Source organism: Acinetobacter pseudolwoffii (genome assembly GCF_002803605.1).
Taxonomy (GTDB): Bacteria; Pseudomonadota; Gammaproteobacteria; order Pseudomonadales; family Moraxellaceae; genus Acinetobacter; species Acinetobacter pseudolwoffii.
Map to the genome: position 1 here is coordinate 428,453 of NZ_PHRG01000003.1, position 11,469 is coordinate 439,921.

The window sequence follows — 11,469 nt, forward strand, 5'->3', positions numbered from 1 at the left end:
AAAAATAATTGAAAGACAAATCTGTGTTTATTATTGATAATAATTATCATTACTATTTTTTAAAATTAATTGGGGGATGATTTGAAATACTTATACTTAAGCACACTCTTACTAAGCGCACTATCATTACATAGTTTGGCAGATTCACCTTCCTCAATGGAGCAAGCACCTTATGCTGCAGCGTGTGAAGCAGTTCAACCCGAAAGCGACCTGTTAAAAAGTTTACAGCAGCAATTAAAGCAGTCTCCTGAAAACCGAGCCGGATTAATCCAACAATTCTGGGATAAAGTGCAAAATCAAACTACACCGATTATTGAGCCACTTGATCAGGATCATGTTCGACTGATTTTTTTATGGAAAGCAGCCAAACATAATGTGCGTCTGGTCGGTGGCCCGAGTAATGATCATGAATGGTTGACTCGCCTGCCCGATACCGAGATCTGGTTTAAGGAAAATATTGTGAACCGTCGCTATATCGGCAGTTATAGTTTTGCAGTGGATTTACCAAATTTGGACGGTTATCTATCGAATTACTGTGCACATTTAAACCCAGAACTCAAAGAACCCCGGGCGCAGCGCCGTGCTGTATTGCAGGTATTACAACTTGATCCATTGAATCCAAAACGCTGGCTTAAAGAAAATACTGCCTCTAAACTGAGGAATGAAAATATTATCGCCCTGGATCAAGCCCCTCCCTTTATCGATCCTAAACGCTATCCAGATCATCCGCAGCCTGAACTAAAACGTTATCAGCTATCCAGCCAGTTTTTAAAAAATCAACGTCGCGTTGAAATCTATCAATCTAAAAAAACTGCACAACAATCTTATATCACGGCTATTTTCTTTGATGGAAATGAATATGCCCATTTGGTTGATGTGCCAAAAGTGCTGGATATTCTGGTGGAACAAGGCAAACTTCCACCGATTCAAGCGGTTTTTTTACATGCACCGAATAGTGAACTTCGTCCTAAAGAGCTGACACCAAACCCGAAATTTTCAGGTTTTTTTAATCAGGAATTTTTGCCTTGGCTCGATCAGAAAATTGTACGTGATAAGCAAAAAACAGTTCTTCTCGGTTCCAGTTTGGGAGGGCTGAGTGCAGCTTATCTTGCCTTGGAAAATCCGCAGCACATTAGTCATGCTGTGCCTTTATCCGGCTCGTTCTGGTGGTCACCTGAACCACACTCAAAAATCAATGGTATGAATCAATTGATTCATAATTTAAAAAAACAGCCTCAACAGTATTTTCATATTTCAGCGAATCGTTATGAATCTTCGCGTACCAACAATGACTTAAGTATTCTGGAAACGTCACCCATCGTGGCACAGGCTTTAAAGTCCAAAGGGCATGAGGTCAGATATCAGGTTTATGAAGGCGCACATTCCTATGCAATTTGGCAGGTAATATTGCAAGATGCTTTGCTGTACTTCTTTGCAAATTCCAAAGAGTAGATAAAAAAATCCTGCATTTGCAGGATTTTTTTAATTCAGTTTTATTTTGTTTTAATATCATTCCAGCGGTTTAAACGTTTAAATGTGCCCAGGTCATTAAAACGTACGCCCACTTCTTTCATCACTTTATGCGCCGTTTTCGAGGTCATTTGGCGAATATAAAAAGGCTCTTTAACGACAAAGTGATGAATCGCATGCGTGGCCCCAAAATTGCAGCAAAACAACTGAAATGGCATCATCCACCAAGGCGTCAGTACTTGCGTTTGCTTGATGACATCTCTTGGATCAATATCGCCATAATAATGCATATTCGAGCTGACAAATTGCAGGCTAAATGAACGGATAAAATTGGGAATCAGCCAGATGACTGCAATAAAATTAATGATTGGCATTGCTTCGATTACGACTTGCGACCAGCGCATCTCATAGCCAAATAAAGGCACGATTGCATTTGAAACATGGAACACGACAAATAAATAGAACAAGCCATAATAAAGAATGCTTAATGGCACAAAGCCCAATAGCTGGGAAATCATGGCAATTTTACGTTCTTTTTCAGGCTGTTTTTCCAGAAAAAGATGGATCATTTTAAACATCTGGAAAGGACGCAGATAAACCGACATCAATTGATCACTGATGATCAAAATCCGGCGAATTCCCCAGGGCATACCATTGCTGATTCCACGTTCTTCCAGATCATGTTCAGTTCCAGAATATTTATGATGATGCAGGTGTAAACGACGACGTGCCCACGGACTAATGGTATTTGGACGTGCCAACCACACCAAAGCCAGCATCAAGTGATGTGCCCAGGGCGTTTTTTTGAAATACATATAATGAATTAAGTCATGCTCTAATTCATGTGTTAATGAAGCAAAAATTGCAATTAAAGGAATCGTCAGCCATACAGAAAGATAGCCATAGGCATAGGCCAATGCGCATAAAACCATACCGATCCAGGCAAAACCGAGAATACTGGCACCAATAAAATTTTGATGTTTCAATATTGGATAACGGTTACGTAAATCTTCACCTGCCTGTGTCACCACAGTTCTAACTTTGGAGATACGCTGCTGGTCTGTCATCTCTGAAGATGTAGACATATAGAGAACCTTTAATTTCTGGACAGTTGCACATTAAAGGAAATTAAAAAAAAGAGAAGTGATCTTTTGACTGTCCGAGCGAGTATGTTCAAGTTTTGGACAATTTTGGCACTTTTTCTAAGATGAATAAAAATACAGGGAGGTCATGCGTAATTTTTTATGAGATTCAGTCTCTAAAAAATCTGTTTTTTAACAGCAATTTATCTCTATATTAATTAAACTTGGTTTGCCTTGAAATAATAAATATTTCATTATTAAAAGCTTATCAAACTACCTGATCCTGATTAATCGAATTAACGAGCTTTGTTTTCTTTACACAGGATATTGCATGTATTTGGCACATTTTTATCTGCAACTTTGCTGACGCCAGCATTAGCGTTGACTTTGCAAAGCAATTTTTTCAAGTGAAATTACCAGCAAAAAAAGTTCTGAAGTTCTAGAAAAGTAAAAAGCCCCTTATGGAGCTTTTAGATTTTAAACCTTAGCCTAATTTATTCACCAATTTCAGCGGCAATATTTTCATCGCCAGACCCAATGGCAGCCATGGCCATTTTGGCACATAAGCCTTTACTGGCGCTTTTTCAATTTCAGCAGCAAGTAAACGCGATCCGGTTTTTTCATCCACTTCAAATGGCAGTTTCTTGGCGCCTTCATTAAGTTCGGTACGAATATAGCCCGGGAAAATTGTGGTGACTTTGATTGGCGTATCAATCAGTTCGGCACGAATCCCTTCGGCCAGATGTGCAACACCTGCTTTACTTGCACCATAAGCGGTTAAATGTTTAGGCATACCGCGCATGGCACTCATTGAAGAAATCATGACCAGATGGCCTGAATTTTGCGCCCGGAAAATCTCTACTGCTGCTTCACATTGCGCCAAGGCCGAAATAAAATTGGTTTCAACTGTGGCCTTATTAATGGCAAAGTTTCCCTTGCCAATACGACGGCCTTCACCAACTCCGGCATTGACAATCACCCGGTCAATCGTGCCAAAATCTTGTTTAAAAGCACGAAATACGTCAAAGACCTGATCATAATTAGTGACATCTAAAGTTTTAGCAATTACTTGAATGCCGTATTGACTCTCCAACTCTTGTTTAAGTATTTCCAAACGATCCAGGCGACGCGCGCAGATGGCCAGGTTATAGCCTTTCTGAGCAAATTCGCGTGCCATACCTGCACCAATTCCTGAACTTGCACCAGTAATTAAAATTGTTTTTGCCATGTGTTTTACCTTATTCCTTTATTTTTCTAAGCGATCAGATTTGCGGTACAGATTTAAATCCAGGTCAATAAATCCGGACGTTGCGCTTTAATATAATGATGTTCATTTAGGCTTAATAGCTGGGGTTGGTTGCCTACCAGACGTAGCGTGGTCATGCTGGTATTGGTAATTGCCCAGTTTAGAGCAAAGGTTTTATTCGGAGACAAACCGAGAATTTTGCCCGCAGCAACCGAAATGACTCCGCCCGACGTAAACACTACAGCATAGCGCGGTTTCTTTTCAGCCAGATCATCACACAAATGCTGCAATGCCGTTTCCACCCGCTGTTTGAAATCCGGCCAGGATTCTTCATATTCATGGTGATAGTCACCGCCAGTCCAGCGCTCAATTGCACCTTCAAAAATTTTACTTAAATAGGCGCGTGGATTGGTATGCTGCGATACATCTTCTTTCAACAGTTCAGGTTGATTAAAGCGTGGCTCATATTGAGCAAAGACTTGTTGATGATTAAATTCGTTCCAGGCTGAATCTGTAACTGGCTCACTTTCAGGAAAACATTCAGCCAAGGCCAATTGCGCCGTTTGTTGATGACGCTGCATGGAGCCTGCCACCACATAAGGTGCTTCTTTTAAAATTTCATCAAAATAGCGACCCAATAATTTGGCTTGTAATTCACCATTTGGCGAAAGTTTGTCATAGCTTTCTGCACCGAAAGACGCCTGTCCATGGCGGATTAAATAAATCGTCGTCATTTCGGCATGAACTCCTTAAATTTGGTCATATATTTCTGTGCAATATCATTGGCCTCAATTTTCTGGCGGCCAATCAGTTTTAAGGCACGAATATGCAAGGCATGAATCACAATCCAGAAATCCTTAAATGCTGGATTATTGGTCTGTTTATGATAATAGCGATAATAAATTTGCTGCGCGATCACCGCTAAACGGAAAATTCCAAAGACTTCATAGAAGGTCCAGTTTTCAGGGGTTAATCCGGTTTTTTCCAGATAATAATCCACCACTTCTTTACGGCTAAACATGCCTTTTAAGTTGGTGGGTTGACGACGTGTGGCTTTAAAAATTGCATTATCCGTATCTTCAACCCAGTAAGCCAAAGCTGAACCCAGATCCATCAATGGATCACCGAGTGTCGCCATTTCCCAATCCAGAACGCCAATGACTTGAGTCGGATCGTTTGGATCTAAAATGACATTATCAAAACGCCAGTCATTGTGAATCAGACAGGTTTTAGCATCCGCCGGGGTATTGTCTTTAAGCCACTGACGGACATATCTGAAAGATGGCACATTCAAGGTCTTGGCTTTGGCATAACGTGCATCCCAACCATCTACCTGACGATGACAATAGCCCTCGCCTTTGCCTAATTTCTCCAGTTCAGTACCCACATAAGGCACCTGATGCAACTCAATCAGCTTATCAATGACGTTAATACACAGTTCACGTACCTGAGCTTCATTAAAATTCAGTTCTCTGGGTAAATTGGCGCGTGGAATAATGCCTTCAATGCGTTTCATCACATAGAAGTCGCAGCCAATCACGGATTCATCCTGACAAAGTGCCACCATCTCTGGTAATACCGGATAAAACTCGGAAAGTGCGTGCTGAACCTTAAATTCACGGGCCATGTCGTGGGCAGATTTGGCTTTGGTACCTTTGGGTGGACGACGCAGAATTAGATCGGCATTGGTATATTTCAGACGATAAGTCCAGTTCGATGCGCCACCCGAATATTGAGTAACTTCGACCGGACCTTCAAGTTGAACTCCCTGCCCAATCAGCCAGTTTCCTACAGCCTGAACATCCAGTTCCTCACCTGCACGAACCGATCCACCGACATCAATAACTGCCATAATTTTTCCTTCAATTCTTTTTCAAATGTCTTCAAACTTTATATCGTGTTTAAGCTTATTTTTTATGGCGTGTACTGTAACCACGTTTAGCCAGTTCCAGTTTTGCGATCATACCTTTATGCACTTCATCTGGTCCATCCGCCAAACGTAGGGCACGTGCCTGAGCAAAGAATCCGGTGAGTGGCGTATCACGGGAGACACCAGCACCACCGTGAATTTGTATGGCCATGTCCACTACTTTTTCTAATACACTTGGCGCAACCACTTTAATGGCCGAGATTTCAGTCAAAGCCGCCATATTCCCTAAAGTATCCATTTTATAGGCTGCATACAAGGTTAAAAGACGTGCCTGATCAATCGCGACCCGTGCTTCAGCAACACGTTCCAGATTACCACCCAGTTTTAAAATTTCTTTACCAAAGGCAGTCCGGCTCATACCGCGGTCAATCATCAGCTCCAAAGATTTTTCCGCAGCGCCGATACAACGCATACAGTGGTGAATACGGCCTGGCCCGAGACGACCTTGAGCAATTTCAAAGCCTTGACCGGCACCACCAATAAAACTGGCAACTGGAACGCGGACATTTTCAAAACTGACTTCACCATGACCATGCGGTGCATCATAGTCGCCAAATACCGGTAACATTCTTTCGATTTTCACACCCGCCGTATCGACAGGAACCAGAACCATGGAATGCTGATGATGACGGTCTTTGCTTTCATCTGGCGTATGTGCCATAAAAATAATGACTTTGGCATTGGGATCGCCCAGACCTGATGACCACCATTTACGGCCATTCAGAACAATTTCATCGCCTTCGATGACCGCCGTTGCTTGCATATTGGTCGCGTCACTAGAAGCCACCGCCGGTTCAGTCATACAAAATACAGAACGGATTTTGCCTTCAAGTAATGGCAAAAGCCATTGCTGTTTCTGTTCTTCAGAGCCATAACGCCAGAGGACTTCCATATTGCCGCTGTCTGGCGCATTACAGTTAAATACGGTCGGTGCAATCAGGCTACGGCCCGAAAGCTCGGCAATATGAGCATATTCATTGACTGATAAACCTTGGCCCAGTTCAGGACATGGCAGAAACATATTCCACAGCCCTGCTGCTTTGGCTTTGGCTTTTAAAGTTTCCAGTTCAGTCGGCCATTGCCATTTGGTCCAGTCACTGCCTTGATTTAACTCATGCACTTGCTGCCAAAAATCGGCTTCAACAGCTTCGATTTCATCTTTAATAAATTTTTTAGTTCGTTCAACATAGTCTTGCGCGCGTGCGGATAACTCAAACATGGCTATTTCCCTCTGGATATTTTGTATTCTGCTTTACAAGACCTTAACTTAAAAACTATTATGAATAAAATGATTTTAATCCATAGTTCATCATGCATAGCATTCATAATAAAACACTGATGGATATGAGTGTTTTCCATCGTATAGATATCAATTTATATCCACTTTTTGTCGCTATTTTTGAACAGAACAGTATTTCTAAAGCAGCACAGCGATTATGTATCACCCAATCTGCTGCTAGTCACGCTTTGCAGCGGCTCAGAAATCAGTTGCAGGATGATCTGTTCGTACGTTTTGGTGCAAAAATGCAACCCACGCCGTTTGCTGAACAGATTTATCCTGCCATTAAAAATGCCCTGATGACGATTCAAAGTATTTCTATTCAGCATCAACAATTTCAACCAAATATGGTGCAAAGTTTAAAAATTGCCGTACATGATGAAATTGAACCAATGATTTTTCCAAAGTTGGTGGCACATTTTCAGAAAATGAATCTGGATATTCAGTTTAGTAGCATCAAGCTGGATCGTAAAAATATCAGTGCTGACCTGGCGGCGCAGCAGGTCGATTTTGTCATGGATCTTGAGCAAAAACTGGGAGATAAAATTCAGTTTGAACCCTTAGTACAAGATGAATTTGTCGTCTGTACGCAGCAAAATAAAATTTCAGAACAATCCTATCTTTCCTCCCCACATATAGGCGTATCATCTCGCCGTACAGGTATCTTAATTGAAGATCTGTATTTGAGCCGTAAGCAGCTTTCAAGACAGATTTTTTTACGCTGTCAGCATTATTCAACTGCGTTGCAAATTTTGGAGCAATATCCCCAAGCGATGTTGACTATGCCACGCAATATCTTAGAACATTTACAGATAGCCAAAATTCTGAATTTTTTTGAAGTGCCTGTGCAACTGCCTAAGATTAATATGGGAATGTATTGGCACAAAGATTTACAGGAAAATAAGAGACATCAATTTTTGCGAAGCGAAATTAATAACATTTTTACTTAGGCTATTTTAAGTAGATATGAATTTTGCTTAGGCTATTCTAATGGTTGGTATTGTAGCCTGAAATGTCAGGCTTAACCTAAATTGCTTAGGCTATTTATAAATACAAAATGAAACACTGACTGTTTAGCTTTTGAACTCTAGTGCTTGGGGCTTTCCTCTACAATCATGCATCTGCTTGCTGTTGTTCTTCTACAGCTTCTTTTGATGATCTGGATTTTAGCTTGTTGCCTCTTTCTCCCACCTGGCAAATTGTGCTGGGTTTATTTGCCTTATGCTTTTCCTATTATTTGCTGCACAAACTCACCATTTACCTCAAGGATATATTTCGTCCCTTTAAAAAAGGACAGAAATACTGGTGTCGTGTTAAGGCGGTTAGCGATGGGGATACCCTCACCTGCTACCGTTTCAATATTAGACGTTCTGAAACCAGACTACGTTTTGCCTATGTGGATGCGCCAGAATCCAGCCAAAGCTATGGCAAAGAGTCACAGCGTCTAGTTAAAAGCATGGTGAAAAACAAAATAGTTCGCGTGAAAATTACAGATATTGACCGTTATGGTCGCTGCGTCGGCGTCGTTTACCGCTATCGTAAAAATATCAATGAAGAAATCGTGAAACGCGGCGCAGCATGGGTCTACGAAGATTATATTAAAGATAAAAACCATTTACGCTATATGCTGGACTTGCAAAACAAAGCCAAAAAACAGAAAAAAGGACTCTGGAAAAGTAGCCGACCTGTACGCCCAAGTGTGTATCGAAAACAGGTAAAATCCTAATCTTTGCTGATTTCTCTTCGCTATTAAAAAGTGATCCGGCTCGCCAGATCACTTTTTAATTTTTAAATTAATACGCCAGATGGACAAAAAACCTGAATGCGCCTGCAATTAAAGCCAGAGTAACGAAGCCTAAAATCCATAGGCCCACAAACCATAATATCTGCTTCCCTTTCATTGTTGCTCCTTAATGATAGCCATCATCCCCGACCCGCACTTTATGGCGGAATACCCAGTACGACACGCCGGTATAAATCAGAATGATTGGAATAAGTAATAAAGCACCAATTAAGGTAAATAATTGACTACTTTCTGGCGCTGCCGCCTCCCAGATGGTCACTGACGGTGGAATGATATAAGGCCAGAGACTGATCAGAAATCCGGTATAGGCCAGAAAAACCAGCACCAGCATGTACATGAATGGGCTAAGTTCCTTACGTTGTTTGCAGGCACGTAAAGCCAGCCAGGTAAATAACAGGACTAAGATCGGCACGGGCATGAGATACATAAATTGTGGCTGACTAAACCAGCGTTCCGCAATCTGCGGATGAGTCAGCGGCGTATAAATACTGACAGCGCCCAGGATAATCAATAAGGCGATAATCATTTTTGGCATCAGCTGATACATACGGTCTTGTAACTGATCGGCCGTTCTAAAAATCAGCCAGCCACAGCCTAAGGCAGCATACAGCACCATGACACTCAGACCGGTAAACAGGCTAAATGGTGTCAACCAGTCCAGCCCGCCGCCCGCATAAATGCCATTTCGGGTTTCAATTCCCTGAATATAAGCGCCTAAAATCACCCCTTGCAGGAAGCTGGTCAGCGCAGAACCACCAATAAAGGCTTTGTCCCACCAATGTTTACTGCGATTGGCCTTAAAACGGAATTCAAAAGCAACACCACGGAAGATCAGCGCAATCACCATCAGGATGATCGGCATATACAGTGCAGATAATACGGTGGAATAGACCAGCGGAAATGCTGCAAATAAACCTGCGCCACCCAATACCATCCAGGTTTCATTGCCATCCCAGACAGGCGCAACAGTATTCATCATCACATCACGGTCATCCTGATGCGGAAAAAACGGAAATAGAATGCCAATGCCCAGATCAAAACCATCCAGAATGACATAGATCAGGACACCAACGGCGATGATCACCACCCAAATCAATGACAAATCAATCATTTTTTATTCTCCTGATCTGCATTATCGGCCCCCTCCTCAATACTCTCGCGAATACTGCTCAATGGCCGGCGAGATGCCTGAATCACATCACTATCAATTTCATGTGGGGGTGTAGAATGAATAAATTCCGGGCCTTTGTGCATGAGTCGTAACATATAATAAATACCGGCGCCAAAGACCACACAGTAGACCACGACAAAGATAATCAGGGTCAAGCCTACCTGCTCTGCCGATACCGGCGATAGGGCGTCTTTGGTACGCATGATGCCATAGACCACCCAGGGTTGACGGCCAACCTCCGTCGTAAACCACCCCGCCAGCATGGCAATAAAACCGGAAGGGCCCATAATCAGGGCAAACCGATGTAATCCTCGGGATTCATAAAAGCGGCCTTTTTTACGTGACCATGCCCCCCAGATTGCCAGCAGTAGCATCAACATTCCTAGCCCGACCATGATCCGAAAACTCCAGAACACGATTGCCGAATTAGGACGGTCTTCAGGTACAAAATCCTTTAAGCCGGTGACAGTACCGTCCATGGAATGTGTCAGGATCAAGCTGCCCAGATTAGGAATGGCGATGGCATATTTGGTTTCCTCAGCCTGCATATCTGGCAGTCCAAACAGATATAAAGGCATGCCGCCATCATGATTGGTTTCCCAATGACCTTCCATTGCCGCCAGTTTGGCGGGTTGATGTTCAAGCGTATTTAGACCATGTACATCACCCACCAAAACCTGTAGCGGCGCAAGTGCCAGAATCAGCCACATTGCCATGGAAAATGAAGTTTTGACCAAGGCATCACGACGGCCCTGAATAAGATGCCAGGCTGCTGTGGCTGCCACCAGCAATGCAGAAACCAAAAAGGCAGCAATGGCCATATGCGCCAAACGGTAGGGAAATGACGGGTTAAATACGATGGCGATCCAGTCTTTGGGGACAAACAGACCATTTTCGATGGCAAAGCCTTGCGGCGTTTGCATCCAGCTATTGGAGGATAAAATCCAGAACATCGAGATACAGGTGCCTACCGCGACCATCAAGGTCGAGAAAAAGTGTGCACGTGGCCCCACCCGTCCCCAGCCGAAGAGCATAATTCCCAAAAAGCCCGCTTCCAGAAAAAAGGCGGTAAGAACTTCATAGGCCAGTAATGGGCCAGTCACGCCACCTGCAATCCGGGAGAATTCACTCCAGTTGGTGCCGAACTGATAGCTCATGACCACGCCAGAGACCACGCCCATCCCAAATGCTACAGCGAAGATTTTCACCCAAAACTTAAACAGATCCCGATAAATCGGGTCTTGGGTTTTGAGCCAGCGCCATTCCAGAATCGCCAAAAAGCTGGCCAATCCGATTGAGATTGCAGGAAAAATAATATGAAAAGAGACAGTAAAGGCGAATTGTATTCGCGCTAACTCTAATGCGGTTAAACCCAGGGTCATACATTTCACCTATATATAATTATTTGTAGGAGCCTTGCTTAGATTTATTAGTGAAGTGTTTTTTCTTGGTCTTAGCTTAGGCTTAATTTGGCTTGGCAATATGTA

11 protein-coding genes are annotated in these 11,469 nt (G+C 42.8%); 3 read left to right on the forward strand and 8 right to left on the reverse strand.

Translation table 11 applies throughout. The features are described 5' to 3' along the window. The first annotated feature begins 81 nt into the window (after positions 1 to 81). Entirely contained in the window at positions 82 to 1,452 is a 1,371-nt protein-coding gene (locus tag CWI32_RS08900) for an alpha/beta hydrolase-fold protein (protein WP_252146104.1), read from the forward strand. A gap of 41 nt (positions 1,453 to 1,493) precedes the next feature. On the opposite strand, the gene CWI32_RS08905 is transcribed toward CWI32_RS08900, so the two are convergent. The 5 genes from CWI32_RS08905 to CWI32_RS08925 form a co-directional block, all read right to left on the reverse strand. After that, positions 1,494 to 2,555, reverse strand: a complete 1,062-nt coding sequence (locus CWI32_RS08905) for a fatty acid desaturase (RefSeq protein WP_100535144.1) — start codon at positions 2,553 to 2,555, stop codon at positions 1,494 to 1,496. A gap of 481 nt (positions 2,556 to 3,036) precedes the next feature. Further along, a complete protein-coding gene (locus CWI32_RS08910) occupies positions 3,037 to 3,780 on the reverse strand; it encodes an SDR family oxidoreductase (RefSeq protein WP_005097014.1) in 744 nt (247 codons plus the stop codon). A gap of 53 nt (positions 3,781 to 3,833) precedes the next feature. After that, positions 3,834 to 4,532 (reverse strand): histidine phosphatase family protein, encoded by a 699-nt coding sequence (locus tag CWI32_RS08915; protein WP_100328579.1) that lies wholly within the window; start codon positions 4,530 to 4,532, stop codon positions 3,834 to 3,836. Further along, entirely contained in the window at positions 4,529 to 5,650 is a 1,122-nt protein-coding gene (locus CWI32_RS08920; protein WP_100535145.1) for a phosphotransferase family protein, read from the reverse strand. The genes CWI32_RS08915 and CWI32_RS08920 overlap by 4 nt, the downstream gene beginning before the upstream one ends. 55 nt (positions 5,651 to 5,705) lie before the next feature. Next, on the reverse strand, positions 5,706 to 6,947 hold the full coding sequence (locus CWI32_RS08925) for an acyl-CoA dehydrogenase family protein (protein WP_005097018.1): 1,242 nt from the start codon (positions 6,945 to 6,947) through the stop codon (positions 5,706 to 5,708). A gap of 92 nt (positions 6,948 to 7,039) precedes the next feature. Here CWI32_RS08925 and CWI32_RS08930 point away from each other — a divergent pair, with 92 nt between their 5' ends. Continuing rightward, the gene (locus CWI32_RS08930) at positions 7,040 to 7,957 is read left to right on the forward strand and encodes a LysR family transcriptional regulator (protein WP_074382731.1); all 918 of its coding nucleotides are present in this window, start codon (positions 7,040 to 7,042) and stop codon (positions 7,955 to 7,957) included. Between the two features lie 221 nt (positions 7,958 to 8,178). After that, positions 8,179 to 8,733 carry a thermonuclease family protein gene (locus tag CWI32_RS08935; protein WP_005170726.1) on the forward strand — a complete coding sequence of 185 codons (555 nt, stop codon included), beginning with the start codon at positions 8,179 to 8,181 and terminating at the stop codon, positions 8,731 to 8,733. 67 nt (positions 8,734 to 8,800) lie between these two features. On the opposite strand, the gene CWI32_RS15350 is transcribed toward CWI32_RS08935, so the two are convergent. From CWI32_RS15350 to CWI32_RS08950, 3 genes are read right to left on the reverse strand one after another with little or no spacing between them, the layout of a single operon-like run. Next, a complete protein-coding gene (locus CWI32_RS15350) occupies positions 8,801 to 8,908 on the reverse strand; it encodes a DUF2474 domain-containing protein (protein ID WP_100328576.1) in 108 nt (35 codons plus the stop codon). Positions 8,909 to 8,917: 9 nt separating this feature from the next. Next, the gene (cydB, locus tag CWI32_RS08945; RefSeq protein ID WP_005097023.1) at positions 8,918 to 9,922 is read right to left on the reverse strand and encodes a cytochrome d ubiquinol oxidase subunit II; all 1,005 of its coding nucleotides are present in this window, start codon (positions 9,920 to 9,922) and stop codon (positions 8,918 to 8,920) included. After that, on the reverse strand, positions 9,919 to 11,364 hold the full coding sequence (locus CWI32_RS08950; protein ID WP_100535146.1) for a cytochrome ubiquinol oxidase subunit I: 1,446 nt from the start codon (positions 11,362 to 11,364) through the stop codon (positions 9,919 to 9,921). The genes cydB and CWI32_RS08950 overlap by 4 nt, the downstream gene beginning before the upstream one ends. Positions 11,365 to 11,469: the final 105 nt, after the last annotated feature.